This window comes from Vibrio sp. ED002 (assembly GCF_023277445.1).
In the GTDB taxonomy this organism is placed as follows: Bacteria; Pseudomonadota; Gammaproteobacteria; order Enterobacterales; family Vibrionaceae; genus Vibrio; species Vibrio jasicida.
The window spans coordinates 59,347-81,449 of record NZ_CP080238.1 but is presented as its reverse complement, the minus strand read 5'-3'; the positions used below and the strand labels follow the sequence as shown (position 1 = coordinate 81,449).

Genomic DNA, 22,103 nt, shown 5'->3' with positions numbered 1-22,103 from the left:
ACATTCTCCAATTTCATGTTGGAAATGTGTCAACCTTATTTAGGACGGTACAACAAATACAAAAAAGCCAAGACAATCGTCTTGGCTTTTTGCTATGTAAATTGGGCAGTCTGCCATTAGCCTAAAGCGCACTACTTGGAATGTGCATTTCTTTGACTTTCTCTAAGAAAGCGTATTGTGCAGACATTGGCTTGCGTTCCAAATAACGACGTAGCATATCTAGTGCCGCCGCGCTGATGACTTTCACTTGGTCGTCACGTTGGTATTTTCTCGATAACTTATACAACGCGCCCCACTCTCCCGTTGAAGTGGAAAGTGCGACAGAGAAAACGCCCTCATCAAGCTTACCTGTGACTAACGCTAAATCAGTACCACACTTCTCACGCGTCGCCCCCGCCAGCGCAAACGTCGCCGCTAACGGATCACCTTCATCAGTAATGGTTTGGCTCTGCGCTGAGAGCACCCATCCATGTCCAAATTGTTTTTCGACGTTCTCATCGCCATTGAGCCAATAAGTTAAATGCCCGGCACTGCTCTTCTCAGAAACCGATAAGGTTAACCCTTTCTCCACCAGCAAGTGGCCGACGTGCTCAACCATTGGTGTGTCAACGCTCACCGTGTTGCTCTCAAGGTGCTTGTGAATGAGCTGCATGAGCTTCATACGCTGCTCTAGTTGATTAGATGGCCCAAACAGCTTCACTTCAATAAAAGGCAAATAAGAGCGGTAGCCAAGCTCATAACCTTGCGGCAATTTCATTTGATCGAGCTTGTCAGAAATACCAGATTCAGAGAGACCAAAGGTATAAATTCGACTGCATGACGAGCTTTCGATTTCAGGAAACTGTTTTTTTAAATCAGGCAGAATCTGCGCCTCTGCCATCAACTTAAATTCACTTGGCACACCAGGGGTAAAATAGAAAACCGCATCATTGATCAGCATCTTAAAACCACAAGCGGTGCCGATTGGGTTATCTACGATTTCTGCCGTCTCTGGCAACATCGCTTGCTTGAGGTTGCTGTCTGGCATTGGGATACCACGACGAGCGTACATCGACTCCAGATTCTCTAACCAATCTTTGAACAGTACTAACTTACATTCGGCGGCTTTTGCCGCTGCCGCGGCGCTCATATCATCTGTAGTTGGGCCCAAACCTCCATTAACAATAACAACATCGTTGTTAAAGCTAAGCATGAGAAATTCTTCAATAAGGCTCGACTGTTTATCTCCGACCGTCGAGCGCTTGGTTAAGCCAAATCCATGTTGATAAAACAAGCTCGACAACCAAGCTGCATTCGTATCAACAATATCACCGTGAAGCACTTCTTCTCCGGTACTAAGCATCGCAATTTTCACAACTGACTCCTGGAAATAGGCAAAATTCACTTTTTTTCGACATTGTGCCTATATCGTTTTCTTTTTATTAGACTAATCTCTTAGTCAAATTGTTGAGATTAAATGTAGGTCAAGTATTTAAATGGCTGTTCTTTTAAGGGATAATTGTGAGCCCGATCATCAAACCAACAACTCGGAGACCTCTGTGTCAAAATCATCCATGTTCAAGAAAACGCTAAGTGGTCTTGTTCTGACAGCATCTGCTTCAGCAAACGCAAGCCAGTACGATATGACTAATCATATTGAGTTTTCTTACACGCCTGATTGCTTGTCAGGTTACTGCGAAACAACCACTCTGTATAGCTTCGAGCCACAAAATCGTAGTTTCGCTATGGGTCTGGATAATGATGACTCTTTAAACCTTGACGCTGGTCTTCAACCAAAACACCTCATCATCCCTAAAGATAAAGATTGGGACTATTTAATGGGGCAGACATACACCATTCTTGGCTTGAGTGTCGCAACCGTCGGTTTGATGACACTGTTACCTGAAAGCATCACGAAATGGGACGATGAAGATCGTGACATGAGTAAGCTTGGTAGTAAATGGAAAGACAACGTTTCAAGCGGTCCAGTTTGGGATCGTGATGAACACTTCCTAAACTACGTTATGCACCCTTACTTTGGCGGTGTTTACTATACGGCTGCACGTCACGCAGGCTACAACGAGTTTGAATCGTTTTTATATTCTGCGACCATGTCGACGTTCTTCTGGGAATACGGCGTAGAAGCATTTGCAGAAATCCCATCATGGCAAGACTTGTTTATTACTCCATTTTTTGGTGCCGTGGTTGGTGAGATGATGCTAACAGCCGAGCAAGACATTATTGCAGGTGGTGGCGAGGTGATGGGTTCAGAAACAATGGGGGATGTGTCTCTGTTCTTCCTAAACCCGGTTGGTCATATCCACTATTGGGTATCCGACGCTTGGGGTGGTAGCGCAGAATTCCAATTCAGTTCATCGCCTTGGTTCGGCAACCAAGATGCCGCGAAATTCGCGATGGACGCAGGCGCAAGCTACGACAACGTCTTCTACGGTTTTGAAATGAAGGTAACCTTCTAAAACCAAACATTTAAGAAGCAGCTCACGAGCTGCTTTTTTTGTGCCCCAAGCATAGTTTTCATTATTTACATCACGAATTAGTGTGAAAAATTGACCTTTGTCAAACCTAACCCTCCCCCAACATCTACACTGAATTTAAGGAAAAACTCTATTAACTTAAGTTCTTGAACCTTAAGCCCAAATAACTATAGCGATACGTCTACCGTGCCGCACCCAAACCTTATTCCGGGAGGGGACATTATGAACACAGTGTTTATCGTTAATTTTGTCGGTCAGGCATCACCAGCGACCATTAAACAGCTTGCAGCTGTTACACACGAAAACGACGGCAAATGGTTAATCAGTAAAGTGAACTTTATTGAAGATCAGGTCGCCGGTGTTATCAAGGTTGAGCTTCCTGAAGAAAACGCAGACATTGTTAAAGAAGCGTTTTCAGCGTGCCAAACATTGGTCGTAAAATTTGTGGATTCAGAGCCGCATGCTCACTCAGAAGATACGGTTTTTCAATTACGTCTGGATGCGAACGATCGAGCTGGTATCGTCAATGAAATCACTCATGTCCTAGACGGACAAGGCATCTCTATTCTCGATATGGACTGCCAACGTGTGTTTATTGCTGGTGGAGGTGGCGTTAGCTCAAGCCTCTTCAGTGCAAAAATGGCGATTAAGTTACCAAGTGAGTTGGGCATTGATGACGTAGCAAATGAGCTTGAAGCATTAAGTGAAGATACACGCGTTATTGTGGAAGGTTAAAGCACTATTCAAACGCTTTCATCCAATAAAAAAGAGCGGCGTTATGCTGCTCTTTTTACGTTCAACCAAATGAAATAATTACTTCACTGTCCATTGAGACAGAGAGCGTTTGAAATCTGAGTAATCAAACTCGTTCAGTTTTTGAATCTCGCCACTTGAACGCTCGCAGTACACAGACGGCATACGTAGACCGTTAAACCAGTTCAGCTTCACCATGGTGTAACCCGCGCTATCCAGAATGTGCAGACGCTGGCCAATCTCTAGTGGTTGCTCAAAGTTCGCCACACAGAACTGGTCACCAGCCAGACAAGAACATGAACCAATAACGTATTCATGCTCGCCGTTTTCAGACGCTTCTAGAATCGACGCTGGCTCATTGTAAATCAAGGTATCTAGTCTATGCGCTTCCGTTGCAGAATCCACAATCGCCGTCTTCTTCACATTTTCTACGACGTCCACTACGGTAACCACAAGGTCCGTGGTCTTGGTAATAATGGCTTCGCCCGGCTCTAAATACATTTGTACACCGTGCTTCTCCGAGAAAGCTTTTAGTGCTAAGCCTAGCTTCTCAATGTCATAGTCCGGCCATGTGAAGAACACGCCGCCGCCCATGCTTACCCAATCAAGCTTATCTAAATGCTCACCAAACTGTTCAGAGATGGCATCCAACAAGCCAATAAACGCATCGACGTCTTTGTTCTCACAGTTCATGTGGAACATCACGCCATCAATGCCATCGAAGATTTCAGGCTTGATATGGTCTGCTTGTGCGCCAAGACGAGAGAACTGACGAGCAGGGTTCGCTAAGTCTTGACCTGCGTAGCTCACACCAGGGTTTAAGCGCAAACCAATCGACGCTTTGCCTTCAACAATATGACGGTATGCCGCCAACTGTGACTGAGAGTTGAAGATCATCTTGTCACAGATATCGGCTACTTCACGGACATCATCTTCGCTGTAACCCACGCTGTATGCGTGTGTCTCTCCGCCGAAAGTTTCATAGCCAAGCTTTACTTCAAACGGGCCAGAGCTGGTTGTCCCGTCTAAGTAAGGCTTGATGATGTCGAACACACCCCATGTTGAGAAGCACTTCAGTGCCAACACCAGTTTCACACCTGAGATATCTTTCAGCTGTTTTGCTTTCTCTAAGTTCTCAACCAACTTGTCTTCATTGATCATGAAGTACGGGGTTTTCAGTTGCTCTTTACTCATAACTAACCATTTATCAACGATTAACCCCCTCTAACTCCCTCTTAGAAAGGGGGAGGATTAAACCAAGCCACCTCTACTCTTGCCAAAAAAGTGGAAAGATTGAAGCTACACCCAGTAAATCCCTGTTCCTCTCCTTACAAAGGAAAGTGGAAACCGTACTCGGTTTGCCTCAGCTTCCCCCCTTTTAAAGGTGGAAGATTTGAAACTAAGCTCGGCCTGTCTTTGCTCCTCCCCTTTTCAAGGGGAGGCTGGGAGGGGTTAACCTTAAATACGACAAAAGCAGCCACGGCTTCATGCCATGACTGCTCGAGTTATCTAAATAAGTTTGACGTTAAACTTATTTGTTCAGTTCGTGAATCAGCGGCAAACCTTGGCCTGCTTCTAATTCCTGAACATGCCAATCAAGGCCGATAGTTGGCATCGTTTCTAGGAAGGGGTCTGGGTTTAGTTGTTCCATGTTGAACACACCTTTATCTGCCCATTCGCCGCGGAAGAATTGCAACGCAGCTGTAATTGCTGGCACGCCCGTTGTGTAAGAGATCGCTTGATGCTCTACATCTTCGTAAGCCACTTCGTGGTCTGCGTTGTTGTAGATAAACACGCTGCGCTCTTTACCGTCTTTCTTACCTTGAACCCAAGTACCGATACACGTTAGGCCAGTGTAGCCTGGCGCTAAAGACGTTGGATCTGGCAACATCGCTTTTAATACGTGTAAAGGTTGTACGACTGTACCATCGTGTAGCGTTAGCGGATCTGGGCTCAATAGGCCGATATCACGCATTACATTGAAGTAGTTTAGGTAACGGTCACCGAAACCCATCCAGAATTCAATGCGTTTAGCAGGGATGAACTCTTTCATTGAGCGAACTTCATCGTGCGCCATTGAGTACACTTTGTGTGAACCACAGTTCGGGAAGTCGAACTCTAGCATACGAGAGTGACAAGGTACTTGTTTCCACTCGCCGTTTTCCCAGTAAAACGAATCACCTTGGATCTCAAGCATGTTCGTTTCTGGGTCAAAGTTCGTCGCAAACTTCTTACCGTGGTCGCCTGCGTTCACGTCCATTACGTCGATAGTGTCAATTTCATCAAACAGATGCTTCACTGCGTACGCCGCAAATACTGATACTACGCCTGGATCGAAACCCGCACCTAGGATACCTGTGATACCCGCTTCTTCGAACTTCTCACGGTAGCCCCACTGCCAATCGTAAGCTTCTGGTACTTGTTGGCCTTCAGAACATAGGTCTACTGCTACTGATGTATCTAAGTATGAAACTTTTGCTCGGTAACACGCTTCCATGATTGGCATGTTAACCCACGGAGGACCCGCGTTAATCACTAGATCCGGTTTTACTTCTTCAATAAGAGCAACCAGAGAATCTACGTCGTCAGCATTCACTGCACGCGCGTCTAGTTTCTTAGCTGAATCTTTCAGGTTGTTTTTCTTCTGAATCGATTCGATGATCTTCTCACACTTACCGATAGTACGTGATGCGATTGTGATATCACCCAGAACGTCGTTGTTTTGTGCTGCTTTATGTGCAACAACCCAGCCAACGCCGCCTGCACCAATCTGTAGAACTGCCATAGTTTTCCGTTACCTTTATTAAACTAGCTCAACTGCTAGCGTGTTGATTTTCAAGAGCAAAGATTCAAAGTCCGCTGTCGTTAGACAAGGATTCAAAATCGTAAATTTAAGAGCGGTCTTACCATCAACGATGGTTTCACCAAGAACTGCGATGCCGCGAGCCAACGCTTCAAGACGCAATGCTTTGTTCAGTTCATCTAGGTCAGCACACACGTTTGTTACGGGAACGTTTGTTGCACGGAATAGAACTGTAGAAAGTGCTGGTTCAGCGAGAAGTTCGAACTGCTCGTGGTTGCGAATCATGTCAGCAACTTGCTGCGTTTGTACCAATAAGTGGTCGTACATATCGCCAAGCGTCTTAGGACCGACGTTTTGCATCGTCATAAAGACTTTCAATGCATCAAAACGCTTCGTGGTTGCGATGGATTTGTCGACCAAGTTTGGTAGCTCATCATGTTCACGGTTTAGGTAGTCAGCATGATGAAGTAAGAACTTAAAGTTCGATTTGTCGTTCACCAGCAACGCGCCACAACTGATTGTTTGGTAGAACAGTTTGTGGAAGTCGACACTGATTGAGTGTGCACGCTCTACACCTTTCAGGCGTGATTTGTAGCTGCTAAGAATCAATGCACCACCGTAAGCGCCATCCACGTGCATCCACATTTCGTGTTTCGCTGCCATATCAGCAATGAAATCTAAATCGTCAATTGCACCGTGATCAGTCGTACCTGCTGTGCCAACAATAGCGAATGGAATCAAACCTTCTGCTTTTGCCTGCGTTAGAACATGATCTAACTGAGTAATGTCCATTGTGCCGTCAGCGTTCGCATCGACGGTCATCACGGCTTTCTCACCTAGCCCCATCCAAGATGCTGACTTTTGAACCGTGAAGTGTGATTTCTTAGAACACACAATGCGCAGTTTGTCTGCGTAATCAGGAAGACCCAGCTTTTGGATTGAGTGGTTACTAAGCTTGTCTGCAACCCAGTCACGCGCCAGCATCAGGCCCATCTGGTTACTTTGTGTACCGCCGCTAGTGAAGATGCCATCCGCCTTATCACCAAGCTCGAATTTGTCACACAGCCAGTTAATTACCTTCTGCTCAACGTAAGTCGCAGACGATGCTTGATCCCATGAATCCATTGATTGGTTCAACGCTGCAATCATGGCTTCTGCCGCTACCGCAGGCATGAGAGGAGGCGTATGCAAGTGAGCAATACAATCAGGGTGCTGAGTGAAAATCGCATTCTTCGCAACAAGCTCTGCTGATTCATCAATCACTGATTTTAGCGATGCGTTTTTGTTGTCTAGGTCGACCGCGTTAATCGCCGCTTCCAGCAATTTTGGCTCCATTCCCGAGTATGGTGAATTCACCTGCTCAAACACTGACTTCATTGCCGCAGTCATGTGATTCATCACAGACGCAAACTCAGTACCACCAAGCTCACCGGTTTGAATGAAGTGCTTCTTCCACTCTTCTTGTGGGTCTGTTTCAACGTGGCTACCACCCGCCGCGATAATGGCGTCTTCCAATACTCGGAGGGCAAAGTCGATTTGCTCGAAAGAGATGATAAGTGGTGGAAGGAAACGAATCACAGAGCCGTCACGGCCGCCCTTTTCTACCATCAAGCCACGTTCAAGTGCCGCGCGTTGAATATCTAGAGTAAGTTGGCCATCCGACAAAGGCTCGCCGAACTTATTTAGTTCGCCGTTTGGACTCTTAATTTCTACACCCAGCATTAAGCCTTTACCGCGAACATCTGCAATACAGTTAACGCGTTTTTGAATGCTCTCAAGACCAAAGCGTAGGTACTGGCCTGCAACGTTTGCATGCTCTACAAGGTTGTCGCGCTGGATGATTTCTAGAGCTTTCGCACCTGACACCATTGCTAACTGGTTGCCACGGAAAGTACCAGTGTGCTCACCTGGCTTCCATGTATCGTGTTGTTTGTTGATCACCAATAGTGACATTGGCAAGCCACCACCGATCGCTTTAGACAAACATAAAATATCAGGAACAATACCCGCTTCTTCAAACGCGAAGTTGTAGCCCGACTTGCCAACACCACATTGAATTTCATCGAAGATCAACAAGATACCATGCTCATCACAAATACGGCGTAGTTCACGTAGCCAGAACGCAGGAGCAGGAATAACACCGCCCTCACCTTGTACCGGTTCTGCAATGATTGCAGCAGGTTTCATGATGCCTGCTTCGTCGTCGTTCAGTAGACGCTCGATGTAACGAATACTCGCTTTCGTACCCTCGTCACCGCCTAGACCAAACGGACAGCGTAAGCTGTATGGGAAGGGCATAAAGTGTACGTCTGACATCAAACCGGTACGACGAGCCTTAGTGCCCAAGTTACCCATCATGCCCATAGTGCCGTTCGTCATGCCGTGGTAGGCACCGCGAAAAGCAAACATGGTATTACGACCTGTGGTTTGCTTCGCCAGTTTGATCGCGGCTTCAACAGCATCTGCACCAGAAGGGCCACAAAACTGAATCACACAGTTGTCGCTCAACTCTTGAGGTAGGAAGCCTTTAACAGACTTAATGAAATGCGTTTTCGCAGATGTTGCGATATCCAGAGTCTGGTACGGCAAACCAGAATCCAATTGTTCTTTTAGCGCTTGGTTGATTTCTGGGTGGTTATAACCCAGAGCCAAAGTGCCCGCCCCCGCAAGACAGTCTAAGAAGATTTGACCACGAGTGTCTTCAACCAAACAACCATAGGCTTGTTTTATCGCGATTGGCAGACGACGTGGATAAGATCGAACCTCAGATTCATGCTCCGCCTGATCAATAAGAATTTGATCTGGCGTTAAATCATACGTTCCTTCAACTACAGGAACCTGGGAAGAAAAAAAGTTTGCGATAGTATTATCGACTTCAAAGGCAGTGCTCATACTACATAATCCCTTGAATTATAATGATTCTCTTTCCTGTATTTATTATCGTTAGTATTAAATAACAGGAGATACAGATACACCTCCGCATTCGCCATTACTTAAATGACAAATACAGATAACCCGTCACGACAAGCGCGACTTTTATAAATATTGGGAAGTAATCAAGGTTCCGTAATGCATCCGTTTTGTAAAACAGGACATTTCGGCAGTATGAAGCTGATTAGTGTGTGGTTGTTAAAAGGTTTCAATGTTGGGTTTCCCATAAACATGCTGCGTTTACAGCATTAGTATCCCGTCTATCGACAAATGGCTTTGCCGATACCTACCCTACGTAGTGTCACAATCAGCTTGAATGGTCACTACGCGTATCCCCCAGAGAATCAAATGTCGTAAAAGTTACGCTCCGAGATTGCGCGCGAATTTATCACAAAATAAAATCTTCTGGCAATATGTTTTCACAGGTTGCATATTGATTGAGATCACAAACAACAGCAAACGTTTACTCCACTCATTTTTAATCATATCAAACCGTATCGCTGCAGTTTTGCACCGCAAAGGTTCGTGCTTTAGAGGAAACAGACTATCGATAACAGCGATTCGAGGAACGGAAGAAACGGCTCAGAAGATCTGAAAAGAAAAAGCGTGAGAGGCATATTCAAAGCCCACCACTAAAAATGAAGCCTTGATGAAAACAGCCATGCGGAATGACAGATACGAAAAAGCCCAGCATAAATGCTGGGCTTTCGAATCTGGAGCGACACACGAGGTTCGAACTCGTGACCTCAACCTTGGCAAGGTTGCGCTCTACCAACTGAGCTAGTGTCGCAGATTTTGAGATGGTGCCCCGGGCCGGACTTGAACCGGCACAACGCGAACGTCGAGGGATTTTAAATCCCTTGTGTCTACCAATTCCACCACCAGGGCACACAAATTTCTTTGTGATGCCTTTACAGAAAAGTAAAACACCATCGTCTGATACCGCTTAACGCCATATCATTTTTATTTGGAGCGACACACGAGGTTCGAACTCGTGACCTCAACCTTGGCAAGGTTGCGCTCTACCAACTGAGCTAGTGTCGCATTCATTCTCAAAGAGAATAATGGAGGCGCCTCCCGGAGTCGAACCGAGGTCCACGGATTTGCAATCCGCTGCATAGCCACTCTGCCAAGGCGCCTCATTTGTGAAGGAAGGTCAACTTCTTTCACCACCCTTTCGAGCAATGCTCTCTTGGGTACGGGATGCATTCTACGGATTCGAGCGATCGAGTCAACACTATTTTTATTTTTTTAAATCGTTTGACCAGATTTTGTGCGAAAGACGGTAAATTGATTAGTTTTAATACTGAGAATCTCCCAAATACACTTGTTTATCATGAATTTTGGGCTACTTTCCTTCCCGTTATCATGTATTCCGCTAGCCCCCAACAGTAGAGAAATTCGTACTTGAGTATCCGACCACGGCCCAGCGAGTAAAAACCTGACTTAGATCACAGTTATTATTTAAGGCAGCTTTCCCTCAAGTAATAAAAAAGCAGGCTAATAGCCTGCTTTCTAAATTCATCTGTTTCGATTACTTAGTGATGTTCTTCATTAAGTAAATCATCTTTCGCCGCAGCTAGGTATTGAACCATAGACCAGTATGTTAAGAACGTGGCAACGTAAAGCGCTCCAAAGCCAAGCCATACCATCCAGTCGTCGTAACGCCAGATCAGAACCCAAAGGGCGAACATCTGAGATACGGTTTTGACTTTGCCGACCCAAGAAACCGCAACACTCGCACGTTTACCGATTTCTGCCATCCATTCACGCAATGCAGAGATGATGATTTCACGAGCAATCATTGTGACGGCTGGAATCGTTACCCAAATCGAGTGGTAATGCTCAGTAATCAAAATCAGCGCTGTCGCCACCAGTACCTTGTCTGCTACTGGGTCAATGAAAGCACCGAATCGAGAGGTTTGGCCTAACTTACGGGCTAACATGCCATCTAACCAATCGGTAAAACCCGCAACCCAGAAAACCATTGCCGCAGCAAAAGGAGCCCAAGAGTAAGGTAGATAGAAAACAACCACGAAAACTGGGATTAGGAACAGTCTAAGTAGAGACAGAATGTTCGGGATATTCAAACGCATTTTATTATTCTCTTACACATTGCGTGTTAATGTTGCGGGATTTTCCTTATTGTTTCAATGCTTGGAAAATAATTTCTGCCAAAGAGTGACTAATTCCTGGCACTTTGGCTATTTCTTCGACACTTGCCCGCTTGAGTTCTTGTAAACCGCCCATGTATTTCAGCAAAGCTTGACGACGTTTGGGGCCAACGCCTTCAATCCCTTCTAACGCACTGGTACGTCTGGTTTTTCCGCGTTTGGCTCTATGGCCTGCAATAGCATGATTATGGCTTTCATCGCGAATATGTTGAATGAGGTGCAGTGCTGGCGCATCACTTGGCAAGTTAAACTCCTCACCATCTACGGTAATTAAGGTTTCAAGCCCCGGCTTACGGGTTACCCCTTTTGCGATACCGATCATCGTTGGACGCTTTGGCCAGTCTCCCCAATATTGCGAAATGATCTCATGAGCTCTATTTAGCTGACCTTTACCACCATCGATAAAGATGATGTCTGGGATCTTTTCTACGTCCAACTGCTTTGAATAACGACGCTCTAGCGCCTGCCCCATCGCAGCATAGTCATCACCACCGGTAATGCCCGTGATGTTGTAACGGCGATATTCTTGTTTTACCGGGCCTTCACCATTAAATACCACACACGACGCAATCGTACTTTCGCCCATCGTGTGCGAGATATCGAAACATTCCATACGACTTATCGACTCCATTCCCAACACCTCACGCAGCGCTTTGAAGCGTTGGTTAATGGTCATCTTATGGTTAATCTTAGTCGTAATCGCCGTCAATGCGTTGGTGTTGGACAGTTTGAGGTAACGAGCACGAGAGCCTGTCGGTGAAGTATGAAATTGCACCTTACGCCCTGCTACGTCACTTAACGCTTGCTGTATAGACAACACATCCTCACCTAGCTCTTGGTTCAAAATAATGCGAGAAGGGATGGTGCGCGCCTCGTTATGACTCAAATAGTACTGAGTAAGAAAGCTATCGAAGACTTCTTGTTGACTGGTATTGTGCGGAATCTTAGGGAAATGACTGCGACTGCCTAGCACCTTACCCTGACGGATCATCAGGATATGGATACAAGCGATGCCGTTTTCTTGTGCAAAACCGAGTACATCCATATCGTCCATGCTGTCTTCAGAAACATATTGCTGCTCCTGAACACGGCGAATAGCTTGAATTTGGTCTCGGAACTTAGCCGCGTCTTCAAAGCGAAGCTGCTGACTGGCCAACTCCATCTTTTCGATGAGTTGCTCTAGCACTTGCTTATCTTTGCCTTGCAAGAACAACCGGACCAAACCCACCAGTTCAGCATATTCTTCGTCGGAAATAATGGTGCTGACACAAGGTCCTGCACAGCGACCAATTTGATACATCAAGCACGGTCGAGTTCGGTTAGAGTAAACCGTATCTTCACACTGTCGAACGGGTAAGATTTTTTGCAATAAATGCAACGTCTCGCGCACTGCACCAGAATCAGGATATGGACCAAAGTACTCACCTTTACGTTTTTTAGCACCACGATGCATAGATAATCGAGGATGTTTATGTCCACTAATAAAAATGTAAGGATAGGATTTATCGTCACGTAGTAGGACATTGTACTTGGGTAAATACTGCTTGATGTAGTTATGCTCAAGAATGAGCGCTTCCGTCTCTGTATGAGTTACTGTGACATCAATCTTGGCGATATTGCTAACGAGGGCGCGGGTCTTTTCACTGTCTACTTTTTTACGAAAGTAACTGGAAAGACGCTTTTGAAGATCTTTGGCTTTGCCTACGTAAATAACAACAGCCTCGGCGTTGTACATTCTGTAAACGCCGGGCTGATGAGTTACTGTCTTGAGAAAGGAAGCCGAATCGAAGGGAGGATTCACACTAAAGGGTCTCGGTGTCCAGCATTCCATGGCGAATCGCTAAGTGTGTTAACTCAACGTCACCGTTAATGTCCAGTTTGCTAAACAGACGGTAGCGGTAGCTGTTGACTGTTTTTGGACTTAAATTCAATTGTTCAGAAATATCCGTAACTTTCTGACCTTTGGTGATCATCATCATGATCTGTAATTCGCGTTCTGAAAGGTCTTTAAATGGGTTCTCAGAGGCTGGTGAGAATTGACTCAACGCCATTTGTTGCGCGATCTCTGGGGAGATATAACGCTGCCCACTATTAACAACACGAATTGCATTAACCATTTCATCAGGGCCTGCGCCTTTGGTCAAATAACCAGAAGCCCCTGCCTGCATCACCTTAGTAGGGAACGGATTCTCCGTATGAACGGTTAGTACGATGATTTTTACATCTGGATTCACGCGAAGAATTTTTTTCGTGGCTTCCAAGCCGCCAATTCCTGGCATGTTCATATCCATTAAAACAACGTCGGCATGATTACTGCGACACCATTTTACTGCTTCTTCACCGCTGTCAGCTTCTCCTGCTACGTTCATTCCACGGACGTCTTCAATAATACGTCGTATCCCTGTGCGAACCAGCTCGTGATCATCTACAAGGAAAACATTTATCAAACTTGTATCTCCACACTTTTATTGGCTCTGCACCCACATAACTTGGTTAAATGTGGATATCAGTATGAGTGCCTATATAATAACGCATTAGGCAAAAAATTGCTTTCTATGAATATGTGCTCAAACGCAAAATTTGGCAAGAACTTATTCATAAACCACTCTATTATTTGAGTGAAAGACCTGCAAAGCCGAAATTTAAGACAAGCTAATTAACAACAGAAATTCCCATAAATCAAGCAACTAGGTTTCATATTGTTTAGCAGTGCGCAATATCAACCCTAAATGGTTATTCCATAAGCGAGCAAACATGGCCTAACAAGCGAAAACATGGGTTCTTCTTCCCCCATACCGACTCAGGGTTTTACTGGTTATTTTTACAGTTCTTAATGTTAGAATAGTGAACTCAAAGAATTATAAGGTTTCTCTCTTTTGAATATCCAACAAGGCTTCCTACTCACTCGTCAAGCACGAGACATCAAAGGCCAAACGCAAATTGAACTTTGGCTTTCGACAGAGTACGGACCAACTCAATTGCTGATTCATGGGGAAAAACCGGTGTTCTTTGTTGAACAAGCGCACCTTGAACAAGTCAATATGCTGGCTGCTTCAAAACAGATCGAGGTGTCAGTAAAACCACTCCAACTCAAAAACTTCCAACACTCAGCTCTCGCGGCTTGCTACACCCACAACACCAAAGACGCTTTCGCTTTGCAAGATGCTCTGACACAAAATGACATCATTCATTATGAAGGGGATGTGCGCTTAGCTGATCGCTACCTTATGGAACGTTTTATCAAAGGTAGTATTGAGTTTACGGGCAACCGACAGTTCCTTAATGGCTTCCAACGTGTCCAAAATGCGAAATGCCGTAGTGGCGAATATGAACCAAATCTGCACGTTGTTTCCCTTGATTTGGAATGTTCAGAGAAAGGCATTCTTTATTCAATCGGTTTAGACAGCCCTGTAGATTCTCGCGTAATCATGATTGGTGAACCGGAGCCCGCAGAAACAAAAATCCAATGGGTGAAAGACGAGAGAGCATTACTTGAAGCTATGATTGATTGGTTTAAGCAGTTCGACCCGGATGTCATTGTTGGCTGGAACGTCATTGACTTCGACTTCCGCCTCTTACACAAACGAGCAGAATGGCACAGTATGAAGCTAATGATTGGTCGAGCGGATCAAGCCAGCTTTTTCCGGAGTTCAGCGCAAAGCCAGCAAGGGTTTATCTCGATTCCCGGCCGTGTGGTTCTCGATGGTATCGATACCTTAAAGACAGCAACATATCATTTCCGTTCATGGTCACTTGAGTCTGTATCTCAAGAGTTGCTTGGCGAAGGTAAAGAAATTCATAACGTGCATGACCGAATGGACGAGATCAATCGCATGTACCGATTGGATAAGCCCTCTCTTGCAAAATATAACCTGCAAGATTGCGTTTTGGTAAATAAGATTTTCGACCATACCCACCTCCTCGACTTCGCTATTGAACGATCACGTTTAACGGGAGTGGAACTGGATCGCGTAGGGGGCTCAGTGGCAGCGTTTACTAACTTGTATTTGCCACAGATTCACCGTGCAGGTTATGTCGCACCTAACCTACACCCCGAGAACTGGATCGCTAGCCCAGGCGGTTATGTGATGGATTCTATTCCGAATCTGTATGACTCAGTCTTGGTATTGGATTTTAAAAGCCTATATCCATCGATCATTCGTTCTTTCTTGATTGACCCAATGGGCTTAGTCGAAGGTTTACAACTTGAAATCGGCAAGGCAGATGATGAAGCCGTCCCGGGATTCCGTGGCGGTCAGTTCCATCGCTCGAAACACTTCCTACCGGAGATGATTGAGAAGCTGTGGGCCGCGCGTGATGTCGCCAAAAAGAATAACGAGAAAGCCTTTTCGCAAGCAATTAAGATCATCATGAACTCATTCTATGGTGTGCTAGGTTCGTCTGGCTGCCGTTTCTTTGATACCCGCCTTGCTTCAAGCATCACCATGCGTGGCCACGAGATCATGAAGCAAACCAAGGTGCTGATTGAAGACAAAGGCTATCAAGTGATTTATGGCGATACCGATTCCACCTTCGTATCTTTAAATGGCGCTTATAGCCAAGAAGAGGCGGATGAGGTTGGGAATACGCTGGTCGACTACATCAACCACTGGTGGACGGAACACTTACGGAGTGAATACAACTTAACGTCTATTCTCGAAATTGAATACGAGACCCATTACCGCAAGTTCTTAATGCCGACAATTCGTGGGGCAGAGACAGGCTCTAAGAAACGTTACGCCGGGCTGATTGGCGAAGGCGAACAAGAGCGCATTATCTTCAAAGGATTAGAAAGCGCTCGGACTGACTGGACGCCTCTGGCACAGAAGTTCCAGAACACCTTGTATCAAATGGTTTTTCACGGTGAAGATCCAAGTGACTACGTGCGAGAAATGGTCGAGAAAACCAACAGCGGCGAATTCGATGATCAATTGGTGTATCAGAAACGCCTACGTCGAAAGCTGCACGAATACCAAAAGAACATTCCACCACAGGTACGAGCCGCACGCTTAGCAGATGACATCAATACTAAACTTGGGAGACCGTTGCAGTATCAAAACCGTGGTCGAATCGAATACCTGATTACCGTAAATGGACCAGAGCCACACGAATACCTAAACAGTCCTATCGATTACCAACATTACATTGATAAACAACTAAAGCCGGTCGCCGATGCTATTCTGCCGTTTATCGGCACTGACTTTGAGCAACTGTCAGCGCCTCAAATGGGATTATTTTAGAAGATACTGCGCATAGATGGCGTGGCTTAACCTATTCGGAACTCGGTCTTTTGATACTGCTTTACAAGCCAACTTCCAAAGCCATCCATCAAACCAAGTACAGAGCGTTTGGGAATTGCTCGACCAGCCAGCAAGATACCCAAACGTTCGATCTCCAATTGCTTTTCAGGGTGATACTTCAAAAATACCTCACCGCATTCAACAGGATCATCAAACCAACGTTTATCTCGATACATCACCAACGAATAAGACGCCCGCAGTAATTTCTTCGCAATCACGATTTGTGCCGCTACCTGCTCTTTTACGCTGCTGGCTTGACTAATCTTACTTCGATAGACTGAGATCCAATCTTCCACATCCATATTCCAGTGTTTAGCAATTTCCCAACTTGGAACATAATCGCCAAAACAATCGCCTAAGCTCTCACCATACACACAAACGCAACAATGCTTGAGCATAAACCCCCAAGTAAAAATACTGTCTAGGTTTGCTACCTCACTCACCAGCGCGGTACGAATAGAAACACCTTGAACTTGTGGGTGTCCCTGCTGCGCTCGCCATTTGATGGTGTTGAGTATTGTTGCTCGATTGTTTTCAAAACTGGACTTCGTTACCACCACCAGATCAAGATTTGATTTACCTGCAATGGCACTTTTTCGCGCAACACTGCCATACACGTAAACACTATGCAGGTTAGCACCGAGGCCGCCTTTTAGGCACGCTAGCACCTCTCGAATAAGAGGTTCAAATTCTGGTTGGAAAGGTTGTTTTGGATTGATAACAGAGAGAGACATTGATTGAAACGCGATCTCGAGTTTTTAGCGAACGATGGTCAATATGATCCACTAGCTATGGTTTTGAATCAAGCCCATTCAGCCGTTTCATTAGGATTAAACAACAACGATTAATTTTGGTGCCAGACAAACAAGTTAGCGCTATAATCACCAAGTTTTGCTTAATAAGTGTAAATAGGAAAATACAATGCCAAAGGCAAGTGAAATCAAAAAAGGCTTCGCAATCGAGTCTAATGGTAAAACTCTTCTAGTTAAAGACATCGAAGTTACGACTCCTGGTGGTCGTGGCGGCGCTAAGATCTACAAAATGCGTTGTACAGATCTAAACACTGGCGCTCGTGTAGATGAGCGTTACAAATCTGATGATGTGGTTGAAACGGTAGAAATGAACAAACGTGCAGTTGTGTACTCATACGCTGATGGCGATGAGCACATCTTCATGGATAACGAAGACTACTCACAATACACATTCAAACACAACGAAGTTGAAGATGAGCTTCTGTTCATCAACGAAGACACTCAAGGTATCCACCTTATTCTAATCAACGGCTCTGCTGTTGGTATCGAGCTTCCTTCTTCTGTTGAGCTAGTGATTGAAGAAACTGACCCTTCAATTAAAGGTGCATCTGCATCTGCACGTACTAAACCAGCACGCTTTGCTTCAGGCCTTGTAATTCAAGTTCCTGAGTACATCGCGACTGGTGACCGCGTGATCATCAACACGACTGAACGTAAATACATGAGCCGAGCATAAGCATGTCTGATTTGATTTCTTACGACGACGTTATCGACGCTGCGTACGACATCTTCCTTGAAATGGCTCCAGATAACCTAGAGCCAGCTGATGTCATTCTGTTTACCGCGCAATTTGAAGATCGTGGTGCCGCAGAACTTGTTGAAACCGGTGATGACTGGGTTGAACATGTTGGCTTCGACATCGACAAAGAAGTGTATGCAGAAGTTCGAATCGGCTTAGTAAACGAGGAAAATGACGTACTTGATGACGTGTTTGCTCGTATGCTAATCAGTCGAGACCCAGAACATAAGTTCTGCCATATGCTTTGGAAACGTGATTAACGATTTCCTCATCATGATCAAAAACACCAGCCTCTCGCTGGTGTTTTTTTATGTCAGTAAGTTAAAGTTACGTGTGATTGGCAAACACGAAAGATTACGAACGCGAAACGCTAGATAAGAAAAAGGCTTGCCAAGTGGCAAGCCTTTCTAATTTTCGCTATCGATTAACGATGCTTGTTGCGTGCACCCTGATCACCTGCGCTCTTCTTTGGCTTACGGCGAGAAGGGTTGCTGCTGCGGCCTTTAGGCGTATTTACGCGCTCTTCGTGACGCTTAACAGCGCGACGGATTTTTTGGCTACGAGCACGTTCACGTTTACGTGAGGTGTTGTCTTTGTTCAGATCAAGCATGGTTTCTTTTTCTGGACGAAGCTCTACCAATTCGCGTAGGTAGTTTACTTCTTTAAGATCAAGTTCCATCCAACCACCACGAGGCAGTTTCTTATCCAGATAGATATCACCGTAACGAACACGTTTTAGGCGGCTAACCGTCGTATCTTGCGATTCCCACAGACGGCGAACTTCACGGTTACGACCTTCGTTGATAGCAACATAAAACGTGTGGTTCATACCTTCACCACCCGCATATACCACATCTTCGAAACGTGCCATACCATCTTCAAGTTCAACACCACGAACTAAGTTTTTCACTTTCTGTTCAGTTACTTCGCCGAAAACACGAACAAGGTATTCACGCTCAACCTGACGGCTTGGGTGCATAAGGCGGTTCGCCAGTTCCCCATCTGTTGTAAACAGCAGCAAACCTGATGTGTTAGCATCAAGACGACCTACTGAAATCCAACGAGAACCACGGATCTTTGGCAGACGATCGAAAACAGTGCGACGACCTTCTGGGTCGTGACGAGTACACAGTTCACCTTCTGGCTTGTAATAAGCCAAAACACGACAGATCACTTCTTCTTGTACCTTCGCAGACACAACGTGACCATCGATACGAACTACGCTGTTCTCATCTTCTAGTCTTTCACCAAGTTTAGCTACGACTCCGTTCACGCTAACGCGACCAGATTTAATTAACGATTCAATCTCGCGACGAGAACCGTGACCTGCGCGTGCTAATACTTTTTGTAACTTTTCGCTCATTTATCTACCTATGTGTCGTCTTCACAGACGTCGAGACCAGAATTGGTCTTCATTTTGCAAGTTACCCATGTAAATGGGATTTTTTCGGTCGGACATTATACGAGATTCTCCCATTTAATGTAAGTGAAATCGTCCAGATTCTCTCGTTAAAATCTCGCTCTAAAACTCACACTTAACTCATCATCTTCTCCAACTTAGTACTAAGCCGCACTAGGGTAGAACCGCACTATTATGGGTCTGTCCACACCTCTGAATTTTTGGTGCACCTGATAAAATTATCAAGGTTATAAGAAAGATAACTGTTCAGCTTGCTAGCTCCCTTAATCAGATGAAAAGGAATAATAAATGTCTCATACAAATCTTGACCTAAATTGGATATTTGGCACCTCAGAAGACGACAACATGACCGGAACAAAAGGCTCAGATACCAACGACGTTTTCGTCGGTTTTGGTGGCGATGATAAGTTTGTTGGTTTCGACGGAAATGACTATGTCTTTGGTTGCCGTGGTGACGACACTCTATTAGGCGGCAGAGGTGATGACTTACTGGCTGGTGGTTCAGGCGACGATTACTTGTCTGGCGGCTTGGGTAATGACTCTCTATTTGGTGGTTGTGGTGACGATACGATTTTCGACTACTCTGGCAACAACTTCATCAATGCCGGTTGGGGTGATGATACGGTCGTCGTTGGTGATGGCAACTCTGTGATTGCTGGTGGATGTGGTGATGACACGTTCGTAATGACAAACCGTCTTGCGGTTGGCGTTCCAGATCAGCCAGTTTCCTCAAACGACATTGAAGTGAAAGCAGAGATCCTAGACTTCAACATTTGCCACGATAAGCTTGTATTTGATATGGGTCTCGATACCAACGACGATGGTATTCGCGACACGTTCCTCGATTCCGCAGATGACCTAACGCTGTCATACAACGACTTTGGTTGGGCTGTGTTCTCTAGCGACGAGTTTAATGTGGAAGTAACGTTGAAAGGTATTGATGCGGGTTACATGAACTACATTGAGCACCACAATATCGATATCTTTGACTTCGCATAATCCACGAATGTGAACTTCTACTCATTGATTCAAAAATTAAAGGGAGGCGTCTTCGCCTCCCTTTCTTATTTAGCTTTGTGCTAGTTTCGTATTTGCTTTTGAGTTGACGAGCTTACTCAAATGGCGCTGGGTCACCAGAACCTACGCGCGCTATCACTTGCTCACCATCACTAAAGTCAATCACTGTTGTCGGTTGCTCACCCAGATACCCACCATTAAGGATGACATCAACCGCGTGCTCTAATTTGTCACGAATATCCTCAGGGTCCGATTCCGTCACGTCACTACCTGGCAAAATTAGCGATGTTGACATCAACGGCTCGCCAAGCGCTTCTAATAAGTCCAATGCGATACGGTTATCTGGAACACGGATACCAATCGTTTTGCGTTTTGCGTTCATCAAACGACGCGGCACTTCTTTTGTGCCTTTGAAGATAAAAGTGTAAGGACCCGGTGTGTTGTTTTTTAGTAGTCGGAATGCCGAGTTATCCACTCGTGCGTACAGAGAAAGCTCCGACAAATCGCGGCACAACAACGTAAAGTTATGCTTGTCATCCAGACGACGGATCTGACAAATTCGTTCCAGCGCCTGCTTGTTCTCCAATTGACAGCCTAGTGCGTAACCTGAATCGGTTGGGTAAACCACCACACCGCCGTTACGAATGATTGCTACTGCTTGATTGATCAAGCGAGCCTGTGGGTTTTCTGGATGAACGTAAAAAAACTGGCTCATTGTAATTCCTCATTATCGAACCTCTCGGCTCTATATTTTTTATGGCGTTTCGACTTCGTCAGGTTGAGCATTCAACGAAGGATCAATACCCCAATCTTTCCAAACTGGTTCTACACCCGCAGGCAACCAGAGGTTTCTTCCCAACTCCATCCACGGTGACGGATAGTGAAAATCACTGCCTTGAGAAGCTAATAGTTTGTATTGTATAGCATAATCAGCCAAGTTGCGTCTTTCTTGTTGTGCTTGTTGGGGCTGAGCCACTTCCATAGCATCACCACCCGCCTCCACAAACGCAGCCAGCATTCGCTTCACCCATTTGGCGGTAAGTTGATATCGCCCTGGATGTGCTAAAACCGCTTGTCCACCAGCAGCATGAATCGCGTCGACAGCGTCTTTCATCGAACACCAGTTTGGTGGGACATAACCTGGATTGTTACGCGTCAAAAACTTCTTGAACACCATCTGCATGTTCTTTGCGTAGCCATTGTCCACAAGCCATTTAGCAAAGTGAGCTCGTGTGATTGGCGCATCACCGGCAATTAACTGAACTTCTTCGAGCACCCCATCGCGAGTGGCTTTCTGTAGACGCTCTGCAATCAGCTGCGCCCTTGCTACGCGATGCGTTTTCTGTTGCTGAATTAACTCAACCAATGCTGGGCTTTCCGGATCAATATTCAAACCCACAATATGGATGTCTTTGTTCTGCCAAACAGTCGAGATCTCGATACCGTTAATGATTTTGAGCGGCAGATTATTTTCTTCAACGTATTGCTTGGCCGGAGCTAAGCCGTCAACCGTATCATGATCCGTGATCGCCAAAACCTCGATATCAAAACTTAGTGCCCGATCCACCAAATCACTCGGTGCAAATCGACCATCCGAGGCTGTAGTGTGGCTGTGTAAATCAATTCTCATCTTTTTGTCGTTTTAATGCTGTTTTGGGGTTGACTTTTTATCTCTGCACT

At 45.4% G+C, this 22,103-nt stretch carries 17 protein-coding genes and 4 tRNA genes; 6 read left to right on the top strand and 15 right to left on the bottom strand.

Translation table 11 applies throughout. The features are described 5' to 3' along the window. Positions 1 to 121: 121 nt before the first annotated feature. A complete protein-coding gene (locus tag ITG12_RS00345; RefSeq protein WP_039977600.1) occupies positions 122 to 1,354 on the bottom strand; it encodes a CinA family nicotinamide mononucleotide deamidase-related protein in 1,233 nt (410 codons plus the stop codon). 199 nt (positions 1,355 to 1,553) lie between these two features. Here ITG12_RS00345 and ITG12_RS00340 point away from each other — a divergent pair, with 199 nt between their 5' ends. Both ITG12_RS00340 and ITG12_RS00335 read left to right on the top strand, forming a co-directional pair. Next, entirely contained in the window at positions 1,554 to 2,456 is a 903-nt protein-coding gene (locus ITG12_RS00340) for a DUF3943 domain-containing protein (RefSeq protein ID WP_038871838.1), read from the top strand. 240 nt (positions 2,457 to 2,696) lie between these two features. Next, positions 2,697 to 3,209, top strand: coding sequence for an ACT domain-containing protein (locus ITG12_RS00335; RefSeq protein WP_038871841.1), 513 nt, complete (start codon positions 2,697 to 2,699; stop codon positions 3,207 to 3,209). A 78-nt stretch (positions 3,210 to 3,287) separates the two neighbouring features. Here ITG12_RS00335 and nspC read toward each other — a convergent pair whose 3' ends face one another. The 10 genes from nspC to uvrY form a co-directional block, all read right to left on the bottom strand. After that, a complete protein-coding gene (nspC, locus tag ITG12_RS00330; RefSeq protein WP_248873323.1) occupies positions 3,288 to 4,421 on the bottom strand; it encodes a carboxynorspermidine decarboxylase in 1,134 nt (377 codons plus the stop codon). A gap of 337 nt (positions 4,422 to 4,758) precedes the next feature. Continuing rightward, the gene (locus ITG12_RS00325) at positions 4,759 to 6,012 is read right to left on the bottom strand and encodes a carboxynorspermidine synthase (RefSeq protein ID WP_009706907.1); all 1,254 of its coding nucleotides are present in this window, start codon (positions 6,010 to 6,012) and stop codon (positions 4,759 to 4,761) included. Between the two features lie 18 nt (positions 6,013 to 6,030). After that, positions 6,031 to 8,922 carry a pyridoxal phosphate-dependent class III aminotransferase gene (locus ITG12_RS00320; RefSeq protein WP_248873321.1) on the bottom strand — a complete coding sequence of 964 codons (2,892 nt, stop codon included), beginning with the start codon at positions 8,920 to 8,922 and terminating at the stop codon, positions 6,031 to 6,033. 753 nt (positions 8,923 to 9,675) lie between these two features. Beyond that, positions 9,676 to 9,751 (bottom strand) — tRNA-Gly (locus tag ITG12_RS00315). 11 nt (positions 9,752 to 9,762) lie between these two features. Continuing rightward, a tRNA-Leu gene (locus tag ITG12_RS00310) sits at positions 9,763 to 9,849 on the bottom strand. An 80-nt stretch (positions 9,850 to 9,929) separates the two neighbouring features. After that, positions 9,930 to 10,005 (bottom strand) — tRNA-Gly (locus ITG12_RS00305). Positions 10,006 to 10,026: 21 nt separating this feature from the next. Beyond that, positions 10,027 to 10,100 (bottom strand) — tRNA-Cys (locus ITG12_RS00300). A 399-nt stretch (positions 10,101 to 10,499) separates the two neighbouring features. Then, on the bottom strand, positions 10,500 to 11,057 hold the full coding sequence (gene pgsA, locus ITG12_RS00295) for a CDP-diacylglycerol--glycerol-3-phosphate 3-phosphatidyltransferase (protein WP_005530466.1): 558 nt from the start codon (positions 11,055 to 11,057) through the stop codon (positions 10,500 to 10,502). Positions 11,058 to 11,103: 46 nt separating this feature from the next. Next, complete coding sequence (gene uvrC / locus ITG12_RS00290; protein ID WP_096030925.1) at positions 11,104 to 12,936, bottom strand: excinuclease ABC subunit UvrC; 1,833 nt, start codon at positions 12,934 to 12,936, stop codon at positions 11,104 to 11,106. 1 nt (position 12,937) lies between these two features. Then, positions 12,938 to 13,582: a UvrY/SirA/GacA family response regulator transcription factor gene (gene uvrY, locus ITG12_RS00285; RefSeq protein ID WP_005434947.1), complete on the bottom strand. Its 645-nt coding sequence runs from the start codon at positions 13,580 to 13,582 to the stop codon at positions 12,938 to 12,940. 429 nt (positions 13,583 to 14,011) lie between these two features. On the opposite strand from uvrY, the gene ITG12_RS00280 reads away from it, so the two are divergent. Further along, complete coding sequence (locus tag ITG12_RS00280; protein WP_248873319.1) at positions 14,012 to 16,375, top strand: DNA polymerase II; 2,364 nt, start codon at positions 14,012 to 14,014, stop codon at positions 16,373 to 16,375. Between the two features lie 26 nt (positions 16,376 to 16,401). Here ITG12_RS00280 and ITG12_RS00275 read toward each other — a convergent pair whose 3' ends face one another. Then, positions 16,402 to 17,169, bottom strand: coding sequence for a nucleotidyltransferase (locus ITG12_RS00275; RefSeq protein ID WP_038880500.1), 768 nt, complete (start codon positions 17,167 to 17,169; stop codon positions 16,402 to 16,404). A 187-nt stretch (positions 17,170 to 17,356) separates the two neighbouring features. Between ITG12_RS00275 and yeiP the strand changes: the two genes are divergently transcribed. Both yeiP and ITG12_RS00265 read left to right on the top strand, forming a co-directional pair. After that, entirely contained in the window at positions 17,357 to 17,923 is a 567-nt protein-coding gene (gene yeiP, locus ITG12_RS00270; protein ID WP_005431209.1) for an elongation factor P-like protein YeiP, read from the top strand. 2 nt (positions 17,924 to 17,925) lie between these two features. Beyond that, positions 17,926 to 18,246: an HI1450 family dsDNA-mimic protein gene (locus ITG12_RS00265; RefSeq protein ID WP_005431208.1), complete on the top strand. Its 321-nt coding sequence runs from the start codon at positions 17,926 to 17,928 to the stop codon at positions 18,244 to 18,246. A gap of 164 nt (positions 18,247 to 18,410) precedes the next feature. Here the strand turns inward: ITG12_RS00265 and rluB are convergent, their stop codons facing one another. Further along, positions 18,411 to 19,349, bottom strand: a complete 939-nt coding sequence (gene rluB / locus ITG12_RS00260) for a 23S rRNA pseudouridine(2605) synthase RluB (RefSeq protein ID WP_248873317.1) — start codon at positions 19,347 to 19,349, stop codon at positions 18,411 to 18,413. 345 nt (positions 19,350 to 19,694) lie between these two features. Here rluB and ITG12_RS00255 point away from each other — a divergent pair, with 345 nt between their 5' ends. Next, entirely contained in the window at positions 19,695 to 20,405 is a 711-nt protein-coding gene (locus ITG12_RS00255; protein WP_038871856.1) for a calcium-binding protein, read from the top strand. Between the two features lie 112 nt (positions 20,406 to 20,517). Here the strand turns inward: ITG12_RS00255 and ITG12_RS00250 are convergent, their stop codons facing one another. Together ITG12_RS00250 and ITG12_RS00245 are read right to left on the bottom strand one after the other, a co-directional pair. Further along, positions 20,518 to 21,138 carry an L-threonylcarbamoyladenylate synthase gene (locus ITG12_RS00250; protein ID WP_038871858.1) on the bottom strand — a complete coding sequence of 207 codons (621 nt, stop codon included), beginning with the start codon at positions 21,136 to 21,138 and terminating at the stop codon, positions 20,518 to 20,520. Positions 21,139 to 21,177: 39 nt separating this feature from the next. Further along, the gene (locus ITG12_RS00245; RefSeq protein ID WP_038880503.1) at positions 21,178 to 22,053 is read right to left on the bottom strand and encodes a PHP domain-containing protein; all 876 of its coding nucleotides are present in this window, start codon (positions 22,051 to 22,053) and stop codon (positions 21,178 to 21,180) included. Positions 22,054 to 22,103: the final 50 nt, after the last annotated feature.